At 59.8% G+C, this 20,061-nt stretch carries 19 protein-coding genes and 1 tRNA gene; 12 read left to right on the forward strand and 8 right to left on the reverse strand.

The genetic code is table 11. The features are described from left to right. Positions 1-60 precede the first annotated feature (60 nt). Positions 61-1,392 carry a trigger factor gene (tig, locus tag Q1A63_RS08460; protein WP_298971400.1) on the reverse strand — a complete coding sequence of 444 codons (1,332 nt, stop codon included), beginning with the start codon at positions 1,390-1,392 and terminating at the stop codon, positions 61-63. A 132-nt stretch (positions 1,393-1,524) separates the two neighbouring features. Further along, positions 1,525-1,609 (reverse strand) — tRNA-Leu (locus tag Q1A63_RS08465). 143 nt (positions 1,610-1,752) lie between these two features. On the opposite strand from Q1A63_RS08465, the gene Q1A63_RS08470 reads away from it, so the two are divergent. Then, positions 1,753-2,271, forward strand: coding sequence for a Hint domain-containing protein (locus tag Q1A63_RS08470; RefSeq protein ID WP_298971398.1), 519 nt, complete (start codon positions 1,753-1,755; stop codon positions 2,269-2,271). On the opposite strand, the gene Q1A63_RS08475 is transcribed toward Q1A63_RS08470, so the two are convergent. Further along, positions 2,268-3,815, reverse strand: coding sequence for an NAD(P)H-hydrate dehydratase (locus tag Q1A63_RS08475; protein WP_299631209.1), 1,548 nt, complete (start codon positions 3,813-3,815; stop codon positions 2,268-2,270). The genes Q1A63_RS08470 and Q1A63_RS08475 overlap by 4 nt on opposite strands. Positions 3,816-3,982: 167 nt before the next feature. On the opposite strand from Q1A63_RS08475, the gene Q1A63_RS08480 reads away from it, so the two are divergent. From Q1A63_RS08480 to Q1A63_RS08490, 3 genes are all read left to right on the forward strand, one after another. Then, positions 3,983-4,321: a P-II family nitrogen regulator gene (locus Q1A63_RS08480; protein WP_263843478.1), complete on the forward strand. Its 339-nt coding sequence runs from the start codon at positions 3,983-3,985 to the stop codon at positions 4,319-4,321. Between the two features lie 48 nt (positions 4,322-4,369). Continuing rightward, positions 4,370-5,773, forward strand: coding sequence for a type I glutamate--ammonia ligase (glnA, locus tag Q1A63_RS08485; protein WP_298971390.1), 1,404 nt, complete (start codon positions 4,370-4,372; stop codon positions 5,771-5,773). Between the two features lie 167 nt (positions 5,774-5,940). Then, positions 5,941-6,867: an alpha/beta fold hydrolase gene (locus Q1A63_RS08490; protein WP_299631211.1), complete on the forward strand. Its 927-nt coding sequence runs from the start codon at positions 5,941-5,943 to the stop codon at positions 6,865-6,867. On the opposite strand, the gene Q1A63_RS08495 is transcribed toward Q1A63_RS08490, so the two are convergent. After that, positions 6,856-7,602 carry a DUF3445 domain-containing protein gene (locus Q1A63_RS08495; protein ID WP_366524301.1) on the reverse strand — a complete coding sequence of 249 codons (747 nt, stop codon included), beginning with the start codon at positions 7,600-7,602 and terminating at the stop codon, positions 6,856-6,858. The genes Q1A63_RS08490 and Q1A63_RS08495 overlap by 12 nt on opposite strands. A gap of 117 nt (positions 7,603-7,719) precedes the next feature. Between Q1A63_RS08495 and dddP the strand changes: the two genes are divergently transcribed. The 3 genes from dddP (at position 7,720) to Q1A63_RS08510 (ending at position 11,432) form a co-directional block, all read left to right on the forward strand. Continuing rightward, on the forward strand, positions 7,720-9,060 hold the full coding sequence (gene dddP, locus Q1A63_RS08500) for a dimethylsulfonioproprionate lyase DddP (RefSeq protein ID WP_298971387.1): 1,341 nt from the start codon (positions 7,720-7,722) through the stop codon (positions 9,058-9,060). A gap of 293 nt (positions 9,061-9,353) precedes the next feature. Beyond that, complete coding sequence (locus Q1A63_RS08505; protein WP_298971385.1) at positions 9,354-10,049, forward strand: VPLPA-CTERM sorting domain-containing protein; 696 nt, start codon at positions 9,354-9,356, stop codon at positions 10,047-10,049. A 168-nt stretch (positions 10,050-10,217) separates the two neighbouring features. Beyond that, positions 10,218-11,432, forward strand: coding sequence for a bifunctional alpha/beta hydrolase/OsmC family protein (locus tag Q1A63_RS08510; RefSeq protein WP_298971383.1), 1,215 nt, complete (start codon positions 10,218-10,220; stop codon positions 11,430-11,432). A gap of 86 nt (positions 11,433-11,518) precedes the next feature. Here Q1A63_RS08510 and Q1A63_RS08515 read toward each other — a convergent pair whose 3' ends face one another. From Q1A63_RS08515 to Q1A63_RS08525, 3 genes are all read right to left on the reverse strand, one after another. Continuing rightward, positions 11,519-12,124, reverse strand: coding sequence for a biotin transporter BioY (locus tag Q1A63_RS08515; RefSeq protein WP_299631213.1), 606 nt, complete (start codon positions 12,122-12,124; stop codon positions 11,519-11,521). A 75-nt stretch (positions 12,125-12,199) separates the two neighbouring features. After that, positions 12,200-12,613 (reverse strand): DUF6314 family protein, encoded by a 414-nt coding sequence (locus tag Q1A63_RS08520; RefSeq protein WP_299631215.1) that lies wholly within the window; start codon positions 12,611-12,613, stop codon positions 12,200-12,202. Then, a complete protein-coding gene (locus tag Q1A63_RS08525; RefSeq protein ID WP_299631217.1) occupies positions 12,603-12,935 on the reverse strand; it encodes a hypothetical protein in 333 nt (110 codons plus the stop codon). The genes Q1A63_RS08520 and Q1A63_RS08525 overlap by 11 nt, the downstream gene beginning before the upstream one ends. Positions 12,936-13,018: 83 nt before the next feature. Here Q1A63_RS08525 and purB point away from each other — a divergent pair, with 83 nt between their 5' ends. From purB to Q1A63_RS08545, 4 genes are all read left to right on the forward strand, one after another. After that, complete coding sequence (gene purB, locus Q1A63_RS08530) at positions 13,019-14,323, forward strand: adenylosuccinate lyase (protein ID WP_298971376.1); 1,305 nt, start codon at positions 13,019-13,021, stop codon at positions 14,321-14,323. A gap of 94 nt (positions 14,324-14,417) precedes the next feature. After that, positions 14,418-14,579: a chitin binding peritrophin-A domain-containing protein gene (locus Q1A63_RS08535; RefSeq protein ID WP_298971374.1), complete on the forward strand. Its 162-nt coding sequence runs from the start codon at positions 14,418-14,420 to the stop codon at positions 14,577-14,579. Positions 14,580-14,679: 100 nt separating this feature from the next. Next, positions 14,680-15,201, forward strand: a complete 522-nt coding sequence (locus tag Q1A63_RS08540; RefSeq protein WP_366524302.1) for a hypothetical protein — start codon at positions 14,680-14,682, stop codon at positions 15,199-15,201. A gap of 72 nt (positions 15,202-15,273) precedes the next feature. Further along, complete coding sequence (locus Q1A63_RS08545; RefSeq protein WP_298971620.1) at positions 15,274-16,332, forward strand: FliG C-terminal domain-containing protein; 1,059 nt, start codon at positions 15,274-15,276, stop codon at positions 16,330-16,332. Between the two features lie 116 nt (positions 16,333-16,448). Here the strand turns inward: Q1A63_RS08545 and Q1A63_RS08550 are convergent, their stop codons facing one another. Further along, on the reverse strand, positions 16,449-17,144 hold the full coding sequence (locus Q1A63_RS08550; RefSeq protein WP_298971372.1) for a thioredoxin family protein: 696 nt from the start codon (positions 17,142-17,144) through the stop codon (positions 16,449-16,451). A gap of 228 nt (positions 17,145-17,372) precedes the next feature. Here Q1A63_RS08550 and acnA point away from each other — a divergent pair, with 228 nt between their 5' ends. Next, the gene (acnA, locus tag Q1A63_RS08555; RefSeq protein ID WP_298971371.1) at positions 17,373-20,060 is read left to right on the forward strand and encodes an aconitate hydratase AcnA; all 2,688 of its coding nucleotides are present in this window, start codon (positions 17,373-17,375) and stop codon (positions 20,058-20,060) included. The last annotated feature ends 1 nt before the right edge of the window (position 20,061 follow it).

Here is a 20,061-nt window from a genome sequence, read left to right on the forward strand (position 1 = left end):
CAATAAAAACGGGCCGCGACAGAGATGCGCAGCCCGTTTTCTATTCTGTAAGAAGGCGCGTTACTCTTCTTCAAGCGCCTCGACAGCTTTTTGCAGATCGTCCTTGGAAACCTCTTTTTCCTTGATGGTCGCCTGCTCAAACACGTGATCCACTACTTTGTCTTCGAACAGTGGTGCGCGCATCTGCTGTTGCATCTGCTGATTTTGCTGAACGAATTCAAAGAACTGGCGTTCCTGGCCCGGGTACTGACGCGCCTGGTTCATAATCGCCTGGGTCATTTCCGCATCTGTCACTTCCACTTCGGCTTTCTGACCGATCTCGGCCAGCAACAGCCCCAGCCGCACGCGACGTGTCGCCAGCTTGGTGTGCTCCTCGGTGGTCTCGATCTCGGGATGATCGTGGCCTTCCACATCCGGGTTGTCCTCATGCCACAGCTGATGCGCGATCTGCTTGGCTTCCGCCTCCACCAGCGAGGGCGGCAGGTCGAAATCAACAAGGCCATCAAGCGAGTCCAGCAGGCTGCGCTTCATCACCGCGCGGGCCGCCCCGGCGTATTCCGCTTCCAACCGCTCGGAGATTTGTGTCTTCAACCCGGCCAGATCTTCGGCACCGAATTTCGTGGCCAGATCATCGTTGATCTCAGCGGCCACAGGCTCTTTGACTTCCTTGATGATGCAGTCAAACACAGCTTCCTTGCCCGCCAGGTTTTCGGCCTGATAGTCCTCCGGGAAGGAAACCGTTACGGCCTTTTCCTCACCGGCTTTCACGCCAACAAGCTGCTCCTCGAACCCGGGGATAAAGGAGTTTGAGCCCAACACCAGTGGATAATCCTCTGCGGCACCGCCGTCAAAGGCTTCGCCGTCCACTTTGCCGAGGAAATCCATGACAACCTGATCGCCGTCCTTGGCCTTGGAGCCCTTCTTGCGCGCTTTGAAATCCTGCGCGGTTTCGGCCAGGTTCCCCAGGGCTTCTTCGACCGCCGCGTCCTCGGCCTTCACCACCAGCTTTTCCAGCTTGATCTTACTGTAATCAACCTCGGGAATTTCGGGCAGCGCTTCGTAGGACATCGAGACTTCGACGTCATCGCCCTCTTTCCAGTCTTCGTTGGTCATCTTGACTTCCGGCTGCAACGCCGGGCGATCACCGGATTCCTCAAAATGATTGCTCATCGCGCCATCGATGCTTTCCTGCATCGCTTCGCCCATGACCTTCTGACCAAACTGCTTTTTCAGCAGCGCCATCGGCACCTTGCCCTTGCGAAAGCCCTTCATCTCGACTTCGGGCTGCGCTTCGGCCAGTTTTTCGTTAACCTTGGCGTCCAGCTCAGCGGCAGTGACCGTGATGGCATAGCCGCGTTTCAGACCTTCGTTCAGCGTCTCGGTGACCTGCATGTGTGCTCCATGTAAATAAGGCGCGCCGGGCGGGCGCGTGCGTAAATTTCCGCTCTTCTATTTTGCCAGCGACAAAGGTGCAAGAGGCGTTGTCCCGCACGTCAATGCGCCCTGCGCAAACGGCGATTGAAGTGGTGCGGGTGAAGGGACTTGAACCCCCACGCCTTGCGGCGCCAGAACCTAAATCTGGTGCGTCTACCAATTCCGCCACACCCGCACGAGACCGGGGATGACCGCCGGCTCGCGCGGTCCTTAGCAAACCATTGCGCGCAGCGCGAGTGCAAATTTATCGAAGACATTAAGACAACGTTATATTAAATCGTGCAGACCTTGAGGCAGGTTGAATAAGGAAGAACGCCCATGAAGCCGAAAACGGCCGGGCGCGCGAGTGGTAACATCCCCCCAACGGACCGTTCGGCACAACCGAACATGTCCGGTGCGGGACTGGTATCCGGCGCGCGCATCTTGACACTGAGGGGCGAGCAACCCGTTGAAACGCTGCGGGCGGGCGACCGCGTCATTGCGCGGGGTGGCGGGGCGGTCCCTCTCACCGGAATCGATGTCGTCAGCATGGTGACCCATGTCGTCTACATCATCGCCGGATCAATCGGGCACAGCCGGCCGGACAGCGATACCCTGCTGACCGCGGATCAGACGGTTCTGATCCGGGATTGGCGTGCAATGGCTTTCTATGGCGCCCCGCAAGCCCTTGTTCCGGCACGCCGGCTGATCGACGGTGAATTTGTCCGCAATCTGGGGCAACAGGCTGTCACCCTCTACCGGCTTCACTGTGCGGCCCCTCAGGTGGTCTTTGCCGATGGTCTGGAATTGGGCACGGCCAACAGCTTTGCCCAGGAGATGCCACACCACACGGCTTAAAGCCCCAGGGACCGGAACACCTTTGGCAGCACTTCAGGCAGATCTTCGGCGATCAGCCCCGGCCCAAAGGCGCGCGCGCAGGCCGCGTGCAGTTTCGCCCCGGTTGCGGCGGCTTCCAGTGGCGGCAGCCCTCTGGCCAGCAACCCGCAGATAAACCCGGCCAGAACATCGCCCGACCCCGCCGTGGCCAGCCAGGCAGCCCCCTCCTCCAGCGCATTCACGATGCAGCGGCCCCGGGGGTCCGCCATCACCGTATCCGCCCCCTTGAACAGCACGACACAGCCCGCCCGTTCCGCTGCCGCCCGCGTCGCGTCGATTTTGGAATAGGCCGGTCCTTGGGTAGGGTCGGCTGCCAGCCTCTCGGCAATATCCGGAAAGAGGCGGCTGAATTCGCCCCCATGTGGGGTCAAAACGCAGCCTGGGTGCAGATCGGCAAACATTTCAGGCTCTTCCGCCAGAAGCGTCAAGGCATCAGCGTCCAGAACGGTTGCGCGGCGCAACGCCAGCGTGGTTCTGATCAGTTCGGCGGCAACAGCGTCCTTGCCCAGAGCCGGGCCAAGGCAAAACGCATTGGCGCGCGCATCCTCGGCAAACCGGGCGTGCAATGCGCTGGCCCCCTCTATCGGCACCACCATCACGGCGGTCGACTGCGCCGCAACCTCCGAAAGCGCATCAGATCGCGTGGCGAGGCTCACCAATCCCGCGCCAATGCGCAGCGCCCCACGTGCGGCCAAGCGCGCAGCACCCGTGTGCGCCGCCGGGCCGCTGATCACCACCGCGTGGCCATAGTCATATTTGTGCCGCCCGCCGTCCTTTGCCAATACTGCCGGGGCTGGCAGGGCATTTCGGAAAATGCCTGCGACATCTCCGTTCGTGCTTTGGAACGGCGGCAGGCCGATGTCCTTGACCACCACGTTTTTGGAACAGCTAATCCCGCCTTCCGCCAGCAGATGGCCTGGTTTCTCGCTGTGAAAGATCACCGTAAGGTCAGCCCGCACAGAGGCCCCGAGAGAGCGACCGCTGTCCGCGCATAGGCCGGATGGGATATCCACCGCGACGACGCGAGTTCCACCGCGCGGCGCAGGTGCATTGACGTAACGCTCGATCACCGCGACAAGGGGTGGGTCTAACGGGCGGGTCAAACCGGTCCCGAAAAGCGCATCGACAATAAGATCGGGTGCCGCCTTTGGATCGAATGCGACCTGATCCAGCGGGCGCACCGGCCCCAAATCGATCCACCGAAGAGCGTTGGCCTTTGCATCCGGCGGCAGGTTTTCGGTGCTGCCAAGGGCAAAAACCTGCGCGTCCCAGCCGCGATTTTTCAAGAGGCGCGCCACCACATAGCCATCGCCGCCGTTGTTGCCCGGCCCGCACAGCACCACCGCACGATGCCCGCCGGAGGCGAACTCCGGCCAGCTTTCAAAAACCGCCTCAACCACCCCCTGACCGGCCTTCTCCATCAGCCCCAAACCCGTCACAGCACCCGACTCAATCACCGCCTTTTCATGGGCGCGCATCTCGGCGCTGGTCAGAACTTCGTTCATTTTTGGCCCTCACGATTCACTTTCGCCTATTTTTTGTGCGACATGCCCTCTAAATAAGCGCGCCCATGCCAAAGCCACATGGGATGTGACCCAGTTTACGCCTATCGATGGACCGCTCCAGCCCGAAATGATCTGAAACCTTCTGAAACACGCCAAGGGAGGCTCCAATGAAAAAGATCGAAGCGGTTATCAAACCGTTCAAACTCGACGAGGTCAAAGAGGCTTTGCAAGAGGTCGGGGTTCAGGGTCTTTCCGTGATCGAAGTGAAGGGGTTTGGCCGCCAGAAAGGTCATACGGAGCTCTACCGGGGCGCTGAATACGTCGTGGATTTCCTGCCCAAGGTGAAGATCGAGATCGTGCTGGACGATGACATGGTCGATGCGGCCATTGACGCCATCGTCGGCGCTGCGAAAACCGAGAAAATCGGAGATGGCAAGATTTTCGTCACCCCTGTCGAGCAATCGATCCGCATCCGGACCGGCGAAACCGGATCAGACGCGCTCTGATCCGCGCCCACACACCATTATCATTCCAACAACAAGGGATACACGAGAATGAGCCAAGAATTGCTGAAGATGATCAAGGATGAGGACGTGGAATACGTCGACATCCGCTTCACGGACCCGCGCGGGAAACTGCAGCACGTGACCGTGATGTCTGATCAGGTGGACGAGGATTTCCTCGAAGAAGGGTTCATGTTCGATGGTTCCTCCATTGAAGGTTGGAAATCCATCGAAGCCTCCGACATGAAGCTGATGCCGGACACCGATAGCGCCTACGTCGATCCGTTCTACGCAGAGAAAACCGTGTGTCTGCATTGCTCCGTCGTGGAGCCGGACACCGGCGAAGCCTACGAGCGCGACCCGCGTGGTACCGCCCAAAAGGCTGAAGAATACCTGAAATCCACGGGTATCGGTGATGTGGCCTATATGGGCCCGGAAGCGGAATTCTTCCTGTTTGATAACGTGCGCTATTCCAACACGATCAACAAAGTGTCCTACGAAGTGGACGCGGTTGATGGCTCCTGGAACACCGACACCGATTACGAGATGGGCAACATGGGCCACCGTCCGGGCGTCAAGGGCGGGTATTTCCCGGTGAACCCGATCGACGAATCCCAGGATCTGCGCTCCGAGATGCTCTCGACCATGAAACGTTTGGGCATGAAGGTGGACAAGCACCACCACGAGGTGGCGTCCTGTCAGCACGAGCTGGGTCTGATCTTCTCCTCGCTGACAAAACAGGCGGATGAGCTGCAGAAGTATAAATACGTGATCCACAACGTGGCCCACGCCTATGGCAAATCGGCGACCTTCATGCCGAAACCCATCGCGGGCGACAACGGCACCGGCATGCACGTGAACATGTCGATCTGGAAAGATGGCAAGCCCGTCTTTGCCGGCGACAAATACGCCGACCTTAGCCAGGAAGCGCTCTATTACATCGGTGGCATTCTCAAGCACGCCAAGACGCTGAACGCCTTCACCAACCCCGGCACCAACAGCTACAAGCGCCTGATCCCGGGCTTTGAAGCGCCGGTGCTGCGCGCCTATTCCGCGCGTAACCGGTCGGGCTGTGTTCGGATCCCATGGACCGAAAGCCCCAAAGCCAAGCGCGTTGAGGCACGTTTCCCGGATCCGTCCGCGAACCCCTATCTCGCGTTTGCGGCGCTGCTGATGGCGGGCATCGACGGCATCGAGAACAAGATTGATCCCGGCGAGGCGATGGACAAGAACCTCTATGATCTTCCTGCGGAAGAGCTCGAAGGTATCCCAACCGTCTGTGGCTCGCTGCGCGAGGCGATGGAAGCCTTGACGGCAGACCATGACTTCCTGCTCAAGGGCGACGTCTTCACCAAGGATCAGATCGAAGGCTATATCGACCTGAAAATGGAAGAGATTGAGCAGTACGAACACACGCCGCACCCGGTCGAGTTCGCCATGTACTACAGCTGCTGATCTCTCAAGGCGCCTTTGCGCCTGAGCCGAAATTGACGACACCAAAGGCGCCCTTTACGGGCGCCTTTTTTAATTTCCGCCTCACGCCGACATCGAACAGTTTGAGATTTCAACTTTTTAGTGCATTATTCGATTTTATTTTATGTATCAATTTTGGAGACGTCCCTATGACGCTGTTTTTCTCGCGCCGCACGTATAATGCTTCCAAGACGAAATTTACCAATAACCCGGCGCAACTCACCCGCTATGTCAGGATCACGGAGGGCCCGGACGCCGATGGCACATGGAGCGGCGGCATCATCAGCCAGAAGGATTGGCTCGATCAGGTGCATGCCGAGGCTGAAACGGATGAGGTGACGATCTTTGTCCACGGCTTCAACAATGATCAGTTGGACATGCTGCGCCGCTTCGACAAGATCAAAAACGGACTGCGCGCTCAGGGGTATCGTGGTGCGGTCGTCGCCTTTGACTGGCCCAGCGAGGGCAACGTGCTGGCCTATGACAACGACAAGCGGAATGCCAAGGCTACGGCTCAATGTCTGGTCGAAGACGGGATCATTCCGCTCACCACCCGCTCCAACGCGACGAAAATCAACCTGATCGCCCATTCGATGGGTGCCTATCTGACCCTGCGCGCGCTCTCTGATTTCGGCGATGCGGCCAGCCCCGGATCAGGCGTGTGGAAGCTCAACCAGATCATGTTTGTCTCAGGCGATGCGGATGCCAGATGGTTTGCGCGCGGGGCCTGGGGATCGCTGTTGCTCGCGCATCGCAGCAACAGATTTACAAATTATTTCAGCCAGTTGGATCAGGTTCTTAATCTTCCCGCCGTGATCGGAAATGGCCTGCAAAAACGCGTTGGCCGCAGCGGGATGCCGCAGGTCATCGACAAGAACCACGTGGATGTCTACAGCCATGAACAATACCTGCAGGATGTCATTTTGCAGGATCGTACGACCGCGTTTTCGCATCAGTGGTGGTTTGACAACGACAAGTTCTACAAGGACGCGGCGCTGACGATTGCCGGGGAGGACGCCCAGCAGATGCCCACACGCCGGCGGATGAATACCACGGATCTGGCGCTACTCAGCTGAGCGTTTCACCACATAGGTGTGGATGGAAAAGACGACAGCGCCGGTCTGCGGCAACCTGACGAGGCTTTGGCGCTCGGCGCGCTGATACGCGGCCTCCGCCTGCCCCGGCGCGAGGCGGCGGGGTTCGGAGGCGGACCGCGGCTGAAACAGTTCTGGATCGTCGTACCAGAGCCTGTTGTACCGCCAGAGCGGCCGCCCCACCTGCACCCCGTCAAAGAGCCGCTGCACCCGGCGCGCGATGGCGTCATCGTATTCAGCAACCGTGTCATGGATGGCGATCAGCGGCCGCCCGACTTTCTCGCGCAGCCGCCAGCTGGCCGGAAAACATAAGATCGCAGCGTTCAGCACATGGGCATCTCTGCGCTTTTCCATCAGGCAGATGTCCTCCTGCAGGATTTGCCCAAGCGCGAGCAGAGGCGCATCGCCTGCCAGATCGACCACCGCACCATCAGGGCAACGACACATCTGCCCCGACACCTCGAACCCCAAGGCTGGCAGATGCTTCAGCGCTTCCGACAACACCTCGCGCGCGGCATCGGCGGCGGTTGGATCCTGCCAATAAACATCGGCGCGCCGGGTTGCGATCAAATGCCGCCGGTGCGCCATTTGTGCGGCATAGGCCTCATCCACCCGCAACCAGGCCGTCGGATCCAACGGCTGGACGCCGGGCAAGGCGCGCGCATCCACCATATCGCGTGGCATATGATCCTGCAAAATCTCCGTCATGACGGGCATTTAGCCCTCACCGGGGATGTTGTCTTCAAAAAACGACGCACTGGTGTGTCGCATTCGAGCAAACCTGACGCTGCGATTCCGCACAAGATTTAGGCAAGACAGCGCAGGGAGGCATCGATGAACCAGCATTACCGCGACACACGCAAGATCGATCCGGCGCGCGGGGCAACGCTGGGCGATGGCAGCCCGAACGACATGGACCGCGTGGAGATTGGTCCGACACAGCTGGCTTTTACCGAATGGGCCGCGGCCGGGCTGGAGCTGCCCAACCTTGCCGCCATGCGCGCCTATCGGCACGCCCGCCTGACGCAACATATCGTTGATCGCGGCTATGCCGGTCTGCTGATGACCGACCCGCTGAACATCCGCTACGCCACCGACAGCACCAATATGCAGCTGTGGAACACCCACAATCCGTTTCGCGCAGTGCTCCTCTGCGCCGACGGCTATATGGTGATGTGGGATTACAAGAATTCGCCCTTCCTGAGCGAATTCAATCCGCTGGTGCGCGAACAGCGCTCCGGGGCCGATCTGTTCTATTTCGACCGGGGCGACAAGGTCGATGTGGCGGCTGACATCTTTGCCAATGAGGTGCGCGTGTTGCTCGCCGGACATGCGCCCGGTCATCGCCGCCTTGCGGTCGACAAGGTCATGCTGCATGGGCTGCGCAGCCTCGAAGCCCAGGGGTTCGAGGTGATGGACGGCGAAGAAGTCACCGAAAAATCCCGCAGCATCAAAGGCCCGGATGAGATCAAGGCGATGCGGTGTTCCTCACATGCCTGCGAAACCGCTGTGCGCCTGATGGAAGATTTCGCACGCGCCAATGTCGGCGATGGCAAGACCTGCGAGGATGACATCTGGGCCATCCTGCATGCCGAAAACGTCCGACGCGGCGGCGAGTGGATCGAAACTCGGCTGCTGTCGTCCGGCCCCCGCACCAATCCGTGGTTTCAGGAATGCGGCCCGCGCATCTGCCAGCCCAACGAGATCATCAGCTTCGACACCGATCTGGTGGGTGCTTACGGCATCTGCACCGATATTTCCCGCAGCTGGTGGATTGGCCCCGACCGCCCCCGCCCTGACATGATCTATGCGATGCAGCACGGGGTTGAGCACATCATGACCAATATGCAGATGCTCAAACCCGGCGTCATGATCCCGGAGCTCTCGGCGGGAACACATGTGCTGGACGCAAAGTTTCAGAAATTGAAATACGGCTGTCTGATGCATGGGGTGGGTCTGTGTGACGAATGGCCCCTCGTTGCCTATCCCGATCACGCGGTCGCGGGGGCCTATGATTATCCGCTGGAGCCAGGCATGTGCCTTTGCGTCGAGGCCCTGGTGTCTGAGGAGGGTGGCGATTTTTCCATCAAACTCGAAGATCAGGTCCTGATCACCGAAGACGGGTTTGAGAACCTGACAACATATCCATTTGATCCGTTTCTCATGGGCGAATGACGGATCAGGCGCTTCGCTGATTCGCAAAATCGGGCCTGCGACCCGGTGCAACAAAGTTAATTTCCCGCGCTGCGCGAAGACAATTCACCCGCGACGAGAACACTGTTCACGCAAGAGGTGAAAGCGACAGATTTGCACCCGGATCCTGTAAATTCCCCTTTCCTCCCCGACCACCATCATTGTATTTAAATTCTAATTTCCGGTTCGTGAAAAGCACCTTTGTCATGTCCGGGTCATGTTCATTCGGACCGGCCTTTCAGATGGTCGCACGGTAACAAGTTGGAGACACGACTTTGAAACTTATCGCCCTCGCGGCTGCGGCTGCGCTTTCCCTCACAACATATGCCACACAGGCTCAGGCAGCGACGCTGTCGGGCATCTTTGAAGTGCAGGTTGTCAACTTCAACGCCGGTGGTTCCGGCAAAGGCGCCCGCGCCAACCGCGAAAACTTTGACGCGCGTTTCGCAGCGGCAAACGACACGCATAAAGACACGTTTGTGTACAATGGCGCGCTCGACTTTTTCGTCGACAACTTCCCCCGGGATCTTGATCTGGAAACCATCTCCGACTTTCTCGGCTCGCTGAGCGCCGGTACGGTCAGCGGCCTGGACGCGGGCGTTGCCGGTCTGCGCCTGAGCAACCCAAAGTTCCAGACCACCACGCTGTTTTCCTTCACCGAAGTCTACGCCAACGCTTTTGACACATCGGTGACCCATGACGACGGCTTCACCATCTATGACGACGGTGAAGAGTTGATTGGCTTTGCGAACCCAACAGGTGTGCGCACAACGCCAAAGACCGGCACCATCAACTTCACCGGTGGCGAGTTTAACCTGATCTACGCTGCGGCAAACGGGAACCCCTCCAAACTCTTCGTTGAGGGTGATGGCGTGCCAGCGGTGCCGCTGCCTGCCTCCGCGCTTCTGCTGATGGGTGCGATGGGTGGCTTCGGTGTCGCCGCACGGCGCAAGGCCCGCAAAGCGGCCTGAACGCAGCTACTCACCGCATGATTTGAAAAACGCGCTCCTCGTCGGGCGCGTTTTTTGTTGGAGGAGGCAAGTTCTCCGCTCAGGTCGTCACCTCCGCGTGATGTGGCTGTCACAGACCTTGCTACCGGCGGTTCTGCGCCCCACTCTGACAGTCGAAGGAGCGCCGCAATGCCCACAGAACGTATTACATTTTCCGGACATGATGGGTCGCAGCTTGCTGCCCGGTTGGATCTGCCGGAGGGCCCACATCTGGCCACGGCAGTTTTTGCGCATTGCTTCACCTGCGGCAAGGACATCCCTGCCGCACGCCGCATTGCCGCGCGTCTCTCCGCCATTGGCATCGCGGTATTGCGGTTTGATTTCACCGGCTTGGGGCATTCGGGGGGCGAGTTTTCAAACACCTCCTTCACCTCCAATGTCGACGATCTGATCGCGGCCAACGCATACCTGGAAAGCCGCGCGATGACGTCCTCGCTGATCATCGGGCATTCTCTGGGGGGCGCGGCCGTGCTCAAGGCGGCTGCGGCCTTGGATAACATCAAGGCTGTCGCGACACTTGGCGCGCCCTTCGACCCGGAACATGTGACCCACAACTTCGCAGATGCGCTGCCGGAGATTATTTCCAATGGCGTCGCAGAGGTGTCGCTGGGCGGGCGCCCTTTCCGTATTGGCAAGGGCTTTATCGAGGATGTTGCGAAGGGCCAGCTCACGCCATCAATCGGCTCGCTCAATGCCGCGCTGCTGGTCCTGCATGCGCCACGTGACGAAATCGTATCCATCGATAACGCGAGCCAGATCTTCCTCGCCGCCAAGCACCCCAAGAGCTTTGTCACTCTGGATAGCGCCGATCATCTGATCACCCGCGCCGAGGATGCGGAATATGCCGCCGATGTGATTGCCACCTGGGCGCGACGCTATATCGCCCTGGCCCCACCTGCCCCGCCGCCCGGTGCGCCGGAGGGGGTCCTGCGGGTCTCGGAAGCGGATAAGAACGGTTATCTCACCGATATCACCTCCTCGGACGGGCATCACCTGCTGGCGGATGAACCGCTGGCCTATGGCGGCACCAACAAGGGGCTCAGCCCCTATGGGTTTCTCTCGGCCGGATTGGGCGCCTGTACCTCCATGACCATCCGCATGTACGCGCGGCGCAAGGGCTGGCCATTGGATCATGTCTCGGTCGATGTGAACCACAACAAGGTGCATGCGCAGGACGCGGAAACCGCCGTGGGCGAAAAGATCGACACCTGGCGGCGGCGCATATCGCTCGCCGGCAAGCTCAGCCAGGAACAACGCGCCAGGCTGCTGGAGATTGCCGACAAATGCCCGGTGCACCGTACGCTGGAGCGCAGCTCTACCGTCATCACTGAACTGGCAGAATAACGGGCTCACGCCGCAACAGGCCCCTTAAAACAGAATGAGGCGCAGCTTTTGGCTGCGCCTCTCCTTTTACCTGACCTGCGCTCAGATCAGCTGCGGGCGTCACCCACCAGTTTCCAGACCAGCGGCAACAGCACGGCGGCCAGCGCCAGTTTCAGCGCATCCCCCAGCAGGAAGGGCGTGAGGCCCCAGGCCAGAATGGGTTTGTCCCAGCCATAAAGCTGACCCAGCCACAGCAAACCCGGCACATAAAGCAGCACGTTGCCGATCAGCATTGCCAGCGCCATCCAGACCATGGAGCGGTCCCAGCCGCGCTGCGCCAGCGCGCCCAGCACCACCGTCGCCATCACGTATCCGACGAGATACCCGCCAGTGCCACCCATCATGTATTCAATGCCATTCAGATCCGCGGTCGAGCTTTGAAAGATGTCAAATCCCAGCGCCCCGATGATCATATAGCCCAGAATGGTCGTCAGACCGAGCCGCGCGCCATAGGCCGCACCGATGGTCAGCACCGCAAAGGTCCCCATATTCATCAGGACGGGCGAACCCGGCACCGGCACTTTGATGTTCGCGGCCACGGCCAGCAGCGTGATGCCCAAAACAACCAGAACGGCCTGTTTGATGCGCCGCGCGGTGCCGGTTGTGGGCCCGAAGGTCTCTGCCAGAACGGAATGAGAGGCGGACAGTTGCATGGATTTGTGTCTCCTGTTGAGAAATCTTGCCCCCCTGAATGCCGCAGCCGCAGCATCAGCGCAAGACCTCTTGCGCTAACGGCGGCTGTATTGGCTGTGCAGGGTGTAGGATTTCCGCGGCCCGGCCACCCGCCACACGGCGGTGAAGGCAGGCCAGTGGGCAAAATCATAGGTCACCTTGTAGGTATCTGGATCACACCAATGCTCTGCCCCACCGCCGAACTCCGGCACCCGGTGAAAAAACCGCCCGTCCTCGAAATAGACCTCCAGATCGGGCCGCCACTGATACCGCCGTTCCGCCTGCAGCGAAGGGCCCTGCGCCAACTGCAGCTTGCCCGTTTCCGTGTAACGCAGGCCCTGACCATCAGGCACCCAGACGGCCTGGCCTTCAAAATGCGCTCGGGTCCCATCGGCGTGGGTAATCTGCCGGGTCAGGTCCCAAGTGCCTTCGAAATCCGCCAGGACACGGGCGCGCACCTCAGTCGGCATAGACCGCATCTGTGATGTCATCACCCTGCCCGATGAAACGCAACCGGTCACCCGACCGCGCCATGCCATAGCAGGCCCAGAGGTCCGAGGGCGGCCATTGGCTGCAATACTGATCGCCTTCCACCCGCCAATACCCCCAGCTGTCGGCCCCTGCATTATAGAGCGTCCGACCTGACACACGAAAATCCTGCCAGGCGTTGGCATACTGCAACTTGCGGTCTGTAAGCGCTGCGCGGATCTCCTCCCCGCTCATCGGCACCCAATCCTCTGCCGCGGCGCAGACCGGGCAAAACACCAATGCGGTCGCCATCAATACTCTCATTTCACCGGCTCCTGCCTTGTGGTCCCTGCCCCCGCAGTTTAAGAGCGCGGCATGCCCAAGACAAACGCGAAAAAGGTGCGCTGATGATCCCCCGCTATTCCCGTCCCGACATGGTTGCCATCTGGTCCCCCGCCACGAAATTCCGCATCTGGTACGAGATCGAGGCCCATGCTTGTGACGCCATGGCCGATCTGGGCGTGATACCCCGCGAGAATGCCGAGGCCGTCTGGAAGGCTAAGGATGTGGAATTCGATGTCGCCCGCATTGACGAGATCGAGGCCGTGACCAAACATGACGTCATCGCCTTTCTCACCCATCTGGCAGAACATGTGGGCAGCGACGAGGCGCGCTTTGTGCATCAGGGCATGACCTCCTCAGATGTGCTCGACACCTGTTTTAACGTGCAACTGGTGCGCGCCTCCGACATTCTGATCGCGGATGTGAAGGCGTTGCTCGCCGCCCTGAAACGTCGCGCGCTGGAGCATAAGGACACGGTGCGGATCGGGCGCAGTCACGGCATCCATGCCGAACCCACCACCATGGGTCTGACGTTTGCGCGCTTTTACGCGGAGATGGACCGCAACCTGAACCGTCTGGAAAAAGCCCGTTACGAGATTGCGACGGGGGCCATTTCCGGCGCTGTCGGCACTTTCGCCAATATCGATCCGGCGGTCGAAGAGCACGTCTGCGCCAAGCTGGGACTGGCACCCGAACCGATCAGCACGCAAGTGATCCCACGCGACCGCCACGCGGCCTTCTTTGCAGCGCTCGGCGTCGTTGGCAGTTCCATCGAAAACATCGCGACCGAAATCCGCCACATGCAGCGCACCGAGGTTCTGGAGGCCGAGGAGTTCTTTTCCGCCGGGCAGAAAGGCTCCTCTGCGATGCCACACAAGCGCAACCCGGTGCTGACCGAAAACCTCACCGGTCTTGCGCGCCTGGTGCGCATGGCCGTCGTCCCCGCGATGGAAAACGTAGCACTTTGGCACGAGCGCGACATCTCGCACAGCTCGGTGGAGCGCAACATCGGCCCCGACACCACGATCACGCTGGATTTCGCGCTGGCACGCCTGACCTCCGTGGTCGACAAGCTGGTGATCTACCCCGACAACATGCTGGCCAATATGAACAAGTTCCGCGGGCTGGTGATGAGCCAGCGGGTGCTGCTGGCGCTGACCCAGGCCGGTGTCAGCCGCGAAGATGCCTATAAGCTGGTGCAACGCAACGCGATGAAGGTCTGGGAAGACGGCAAGGATTTCAAAACCGAACTTCTGGGGGATCAGGACGTGCTCGCCGCCCTCAGCGCCGAGGAGATCGACGAAAAATTCGACATCGGCTATCACACCAAACATGTCGATACGATCTTCAAACGGGTGTTCAAGGACTAGGCGACGCAGGCATCAGACACGGCGCATTATGTCATTTTTGTTGACCGGAGGCTGCGCGCTGCTACCTTGAAGGCATCAACCAAGGAGACCCGCAATGACGATCAAGACTTTGGCCGCCGCGGTGGCCCTCACAATTCTCCCCGCAGTGAGCTTTGCTGCCGGGTGTAGTTACGACAAGCAAACAACGATGTCCTGTGCGCCGGGCACCGCATATGACGCCCAGACCGGGACCTGTGTCACCAGCGTAAACAGCTGAGCCTGACCGAGTTTTATTCAATCACGCGCCTGTGATTGAATAAAACCGCGGGCTGAACCGTTACCCCCATACAATGTGTATTTGATTGAGGAGTTTCGCAATGATGCGGATTTTACTGGGGGCAGCCCTGCTTTTTCCAACCACAGTGCTGGCCGCAGGCGGCAATGACGAGCCGCCCAGCAAACCTGCCGTGTCCTGCAAAGGGGCGCAGGTCTATGACAAGAAGACCAAGACATGTGTCAATCCGCAGGAAAGTAGCCTGGAACGCGAGCAGCTTTATCAGACCGTGCGCCACATGGCCTATGCCGGGCGCTATCACGACGCGCAGACTGTCTTGGACGCAATGGACAAGGATGATCCGGGCCGCTTGACCTACATGGGGTTCACCCACCGGAAACTGGGCAATGTCGAGCTTGGCAACATGTTTTACGAACAGGCCATCGCGCAGGACCCCGGGAACATTCTTGCGCGCTCCTACATGGGTCAAGGGTTGGTCGAGGCCGGCGATATGGCCGGGGCCTTGGTGCAGTTGCGCGCCATTCAGGAACATGGCGGTGCCGGTTCGTGGTCAGAGGCGTCGCTGCGCAAAGCCATCGAGACAGGCACAACTTACAGCTACTGATTTCAGCCAATGTTTACCTTTATCTGCCAAGGATAGGAGCAACTTCTACCAAGGCGGATAAAGATGACAGATATGGTTCCAATGGCGCCGTTCCCGGCCCTGCCGGGCGCGGGAGGAAGTACCCCTGCAACCCTCACCCGTCGCGCAAAAGCGGCGATTGTTGTGCGGCTTTTGCTGAATGAAGGGGCTGACATTCCTTTGGAAGACCTGCCGGAAGATCTGCAGGCACAGCTGACCAAGCAAATGGGCTCCATGCGTCTGGTGGACCGGAACACACTCTCCAGCGTCGTTTCCGAATTCGCCGACGAGTTGGACAGCATCGGCCTGTCCTTTCCCGGTGGCATCGCGGGCGCACTTGATTCGCTGGATGGCCGGATCTCCAAACAAACCGCCGCAAGGCTGCGCAAGGAGGCTGGAGTGCGCCAATATGGTGACCCCTGGGCGCGCCTGAAGGATATGGGCGTCGAAAAACTATTGCCCATTCTGGAGAATGAAAGCATCGAGGTGGCTGCGGTTCTACTATCGAAAATTGACGTTGCGCGCGCCGCGGAGCTCTTGGGGAAACTGCCCGGCCCACAGGCGCGGCGTATCACCTATGCCGTTTCACAAACCAGCGCGGTCACGCCGGATGCGGTTGATCGCATCGGTCTGTCCCTCGCAGCGCAGCTGGATGCGGAGCCACTGCAGGCTTTCGACGACGGCCCTGTCGAACGTGTCGGCGCTATTCTGAACTCGACAACCTCTATCACCCGCGACGACGTGCTCGAAGGTCTGGATGAAACGGATGCGGGCTTTGCCGATCTTGTGCGCAAGGCAATCTTTACCTTCGCCAATATCCCGAAACGGATCGCGCCCCGCGACATTCCACGTGTCGTGCGCGAGCTGGAACAGGAAGTGCTGTTGATTGCATTGGCAGGGGCCGAGGCCGCAGGCGTGAAACCTTCGGCGGATTTTATTCTGGAAAACATGTCGGGCCGCATGGCCGATCAGCTCCGCGAAGAAGTCGAAGAACTGGAGAAAGTAAAACCCGCAGAGGTCGAAGAGGCCATGTCCACGATCATCACCACGATCCGCGAGATGGAAGCCTCCGGCGATCTGCTGTTGGTGGTCGATGACAACGATGACGATTGATCAGGCCGCGTAAGCGCATACCCTTGGCGGGTCGCTTGCCCCGCGCGATAAGAATAATGCGTGTGCAGGAGACGGATGACCCGACCAGGACCCGAATGTGACGCCCAAAGGTCGGATCACTTCAGCTGGGCGGCGGCCAGAATAGGGCCCATCTGCTCTGCCTGGATCAAGACAACAATCGGATCCTTCCCGGGCGCCATGGCCGACATCGACAGCGGCGCGCGGCCATCCCATTCCGCGAGCACTTTCCAGTCCTGCGTCACATTGGCGTAGGAAATTGTCCGCCCGGCATTCTCGCCTCGTGTGATCCGTGCCTCACGGTTTGGTTTGTACCGCAGCAATTGCACAAGCATTGGTCCCGTCGCGCGCCGCAGCGTTTCCGCCGTGATCTGCACCTCGTCGCCGCTGCGCTCCAAGGAGACTTTCACGGTCGCGGGATATTCCTTGTGCACAGCGATGGCCTTGGAGATTTCCATGGGCTTCGCGCCGACAATATCCGTCAGCCCGTTCACGATCATCTCGGGCGTATAGATCGACCGGCGCCCCGCTTTGGTCGCATAGGCCCGTTGGCGATCCGCATTTCTGGGGTCCGCGAATTCGTCTTTCCAGCCGATGTAATCCCAATAGTCCACATGCAGCGCCAGCGCGATCACATCATCCCGATCGGCAAGCGCATGCAGCAACTCATCCGCGGGCGGGCAAGAAGAACACCCCTGCGAGGTGAACAATTCCACCACGACGGGCGAGTTTTGCGCAAAAACCGGAGTTGCCATCAACCAGAGCGCGGCAAAGAGATGCGACAGTCGTTTCATGTGATTCCTCATCTGGCCACCTGAGCCGTTCGAGCACATTAGAATCTCCAACCTGTAATGACCAATCAAGGTTTCTTGAGAGATAGAGAGCGCATTTGACGAAAAACGGTACACAATGGTATACATTTCTGTGAATCGGCACCGAATTGAGTTGATCTGCCCCGCTCCTTAGGGCATTCAACGGCCAATCCATAAAGATGATCCAGCTCAAGCCAGAGGAACCCTCTTATGCCCATTACCGTTGGTCACGACACCTCCAAGACCCGCAAAACCCTGAGCGTTGGCGCCCAAAGCGTCGATTATTATTCCATCCCCGCAGCGACCGCCGCAGGCCTGGGCGACTTCGCCAAATTGCCTGCTGCGTTGAAAGTGGTTTTGGAAAACATGCTGCGGTTCGAGGACGGCAAGACGGTCACGACCGACGACATCAAGGCCTTTGCGGAATGGGCCAGCAAGGGCGGCAAGAACCCCCGCGAGATTGCCTATCGCCCTGCCCGCGTTCTGCTGCAGGACTTCACCGGCGTGCCAGCGGTCGTTGATCTGGCGGCGATGCGCGATGCGATCATCAGCCTTGGCGGCGATGCAGAAAAGATCAACCCGCTGAACCCGGTCGACCTGGTCATCGACCACTCGGTGATGATCGACGAATTCGGCAACCCACGCGCGTTTCAGATGAACGTGGACCGCGAATATGAACGAAATATGGAGCGCTACACCTTCCTCAAATGGGGTCAGAAGGCGTTCAACAATTTCCGTGTTGTGCCCCCCGGCACCGGCATTTGCCACCAGGTGAACCTGGAATACCTCGCGCAAACCGTCTGGACCGACACCGATCAGAACGGCGCCGAGGTTGCCTATCCCGACACGCTTGTCGGTACCGACAGCCACACCACCATGGTCAATGGCGCCGCCGTTCTGGGCTGGGGCGTTGGCGGGATCGAGGCGGAAGCCGCGATGCTGGGCCAGCCGATTTCGATGCTGATCCCGGAAGTCATCGGCTTTGAGCTGACGGGCTCGATGATGGAGGGCACCACCGGCACCGACCTGGTGCTGAAAGTGGTCGAGATGCTGCGCGCCAAGGGTGTTGTCGGTAAATTCGTGGAGTTCTACGGCGAAGGGCTCGACCGGCTGCCGCTGGCGGATCGGGCCACCATCGGCAACATGGCACCGGAATACGGCGCCACATGCGGCTTCTTCCCCATCGACAATGAAACGCTGCGGTACCTGCGCACCACCGGCCGGGATGAGGACCGCATTGCGCTGGTCGAAGCCTACGCCAAGGAAAACGGGTTCTGGCGCGGCGATGACTATGCACCTATCTATACCGATACGCTGCACCTCGACATGGGCACGATTGTCCCGGCGATCTCCGGGCCAAAACGCCCGCAGGACTATGTGGCGCTGGATCAGGGTCAAACCGCCTTCCGCCGCGAAATGGAAGAAACCTTCAAGCGCCCGATGGGCAAAGAGGTTGCCGTCGCGGGCGAAGACTACACGATGGAAAGCGGCAAGGTCGTGATCGCCTCGATCACCTCCTGCACCAACACCTCGAACCCCTACGTGATGATCGGCGCAGGCCTCGTGGCGCGCAAAGCGCGGGCGTTGGGGCTGAACCGCAAGCCCTGGGTCAAGACATCGCTGGCGCCGGGGTCTCAGGTCGTCTCAGCCTATCTGGAAGCGGCCAACCTGCAGGAAGATCTCGACAGCATCGGGTTCAACCTCGTGGGCTACGGCTGCACCACCTGCATCGGCAACTCCGGCCCTATCCAGAAGGAGCTGTCTGACGCCATCGCCGAGGGTGACCTGGTGGCCACATCCGTCCTGTCGGGCAACCGCAACTTCGAAGGGCGGATCAGCCCGGACGTGCGCGCCAATTACCTGGCCTCCCCCCCATTGGTGGTCGCCTATGCGCTGGCGGGCACGCTCGACATCAACCTTGCCGAGGATGCCATTGGCACCGACAAGGACGGCAACGACGTCTTCCTGAAAGACATCTGGCCCACCAGCCAGGAAGTGGCCGAACTGGTCGAACAGACGGTCACGCGCGAAGCCTTCCAGACCAAATATGCCGACGTCTTCAAGGGGGACGACAAATGGCAGGGCGTCAGCACCACCGACAGCAAGGTCTATGACTGGCCGGTGTCCTCGACCTATGTGCAGAACCCGCCCTATTTCCAGGGCATGGGCAAGGAGCCCGGCACGATCAGCAACATCGAGAACGCCTCGGTGCTCGCGATCCTCGGCGATATGATCACGACTGACCACATCTCCCCCGCCGGCTCCTTCAAGGACACGACACCCGCCGGGCAGTACCTGATTGAACGTCAGGTGCCGCAACGCGAGTTCAACTCCTACGGCTCCCGGCGTGGCAACCACGAGGTGATGATGCGCGGCACCTTCGCCAACATCCGCATCAAGAACGAAATGCTGGACGGCGTGGAAGGTGGCTACACCAAGGGTCCTGATGGCAATCAGACCTCGATCTACGATGCGGCGATGGCCTATCAGGAGGCGGGCACCCCGCTGGTCATCTTTGGTGGTGAACAATACGGTGCCGGATCCTCCCGCGACTGGGCGGCGAAGGGCACGGCGTTGCTGGGCGTCAAGGCCGTGATTGCCGAGAGCTTTGAGCGCATTCACCGCTCCAACCTCGTAGGCATGGGCGTGATCCCCTTCGAGTTCACCGGCGGCGACACCCGCAAATCGCTGGGTCTGACGGGCGAAGAAACCGTGTCCATCTCCGGTCTCGACACGATCCAACCATTGCAGGAAGTGCCCTGCACCATCACCATGGGCGACGGCAGCGTGAAAGAAATCACGCTGAAATGCCGGATCGATACCGCGATCGAGATCGAATACATCGAACACGGCGGCGTCCTGCACTACGTGCTGCGCAACCTCGCGCAGGCAGCGTAAC

This window comes from uncultured Roseobacter sp., assembly GCF_947499265.1.
Taxonomy (GTDB): Bacteria; Pseudomonadota; Alphaproteobacteria; order Rhodobacterales; family Rhodobacteraceae; genus Roseobacter.

Excerpts from the sequence above, each read along its gene's own strand:
- Q1A63_RS08515 (WP_299631213.1), bottom strand. The coding sequence starts at position 12,124 with ATGCAACTGTCCGCCTCTCATTCCGTTCTGGCAGAGACCTTCGGGCCC.
- purB (WP_298971376.1), top strand. The coding sequence starts at position 13,019 with ATGATCCCCCGCTATTCCCGTCCCGACATGGTTGCCATCTGGTCCCCC.
- Q1A63_RS08495 (WP_366524301.1), bottom strand. The coding sequence starts at position 7,602 with ATGCCCGTCATGACGGAGATTTTGCAGGATCATATGCCACGCGATATG.
- Q1A63_RS08480 (WP_263843478.1), top strand. The coding sequence starts at position 3,983 with ATGAAAAAGATCGAAGCGGTTATCAAACCGTTCAAACTCGACGAGGTC.
- Q1A63_RS08550 (WP_298971372.1), bottom strand. The coding sequence starts at position 17,144 with ATGAAACGACTGTCGCATCTCTTTGCCGCGCTCTGGTTGATGGCAACT.
- Q1A63_RS08470 (WP_298971398.1), top strand. The coding sequence starts at position 1,753 with ATGAAGCCGAAAACGGCCGGGCGCGCGAGTGGTAACATCCCCCCAACG.
- Q1A63_RS08540 (WP_366524302.1), top strand. The coding sequence starts at position 14,680 with ATGATGCGGATTTTACTGGGGGCAGCCCTGCTTTTTCCAACCACAGTG.
- Q1A63_RS08475 (WP_299631209.1), bottom strand. The coding sequence starts at position 3,815 with ATGAACGAAGTTCTGACCAGCGCCGAGATGCGCGCCCATGAAAAGGCG.
- Q1A63_RS08545 (WP_298971620.1), top strand. The coding sequence starts at position 15,274 with ATGGTTCCAATGGCGCCGTTCCCGGCCCTGCCGGGCGCGGGAGGAAGT.
- Q1A63_RS08535 (WP_298971374.1), top strand. The coding sequence starts at position 14,418 with ATGACGATCAAGACTTTGGCCGCCGCGGTGGCCCTCACAATTCTCCCC.
- tig (WP_298971400.1), bottom strand. The coding sequence starts at position 1,392 with ATGCAGGTCACCGAGACGCTGAACGAAGGTCTGAAACGCGGCTATGCC.
- Q1A63_RS08525 (WP_299631217.1), bottom strand. The coding sequence starts at position 12,935 with ATGAGAGTATTGATGGCGACCGCATTGGTGTTTTGCCCGGTCTGCGCC.
- glnA (WP_298971390.1), top strand. The coding sequence starts at position 4,370 with ATGAGCCAAGAATTGCTGAAGATGATCAAGGATGAGGACGTGGAATAC.
- Q1A63_RS08490 (WP_299631211.1), top strand. The coding sequence starts at position 5,941 with ATGACGCTGTTTTTCTCGCGCCGCACGTATAATGCTTCCAAGACGAAA.
- dddP (WP_298971387.1), top strand. The coding sequence starts at position 7,720 with ATGAACCAGCATTACCGCGACACACGCAAGATCGATCCGGCGCGCGGG.
- Q1A63_RS08510 (WP_298971383.1), top strand. The coding sequence starts at position 10,218 with ATGCCCACAGAACGTATTACATTTTCCGGACATGATGGGTCGCAGCTT.
- acnA (WP_298971371.1), top strand. The coding sequence starts at position 17,373 with ATGCCCATTACCGTTGGTCACGACACCTCCAAGACCCGCAAAACCCTG.
- Q1A63_RS08520 (WP_299631215.1), bottom strand. The coding sequence starts at position 12,613 with ATGCCGACTGAGGTGCGCGCCCGTGTCCTGGCGGATTTCGAAGGCACT.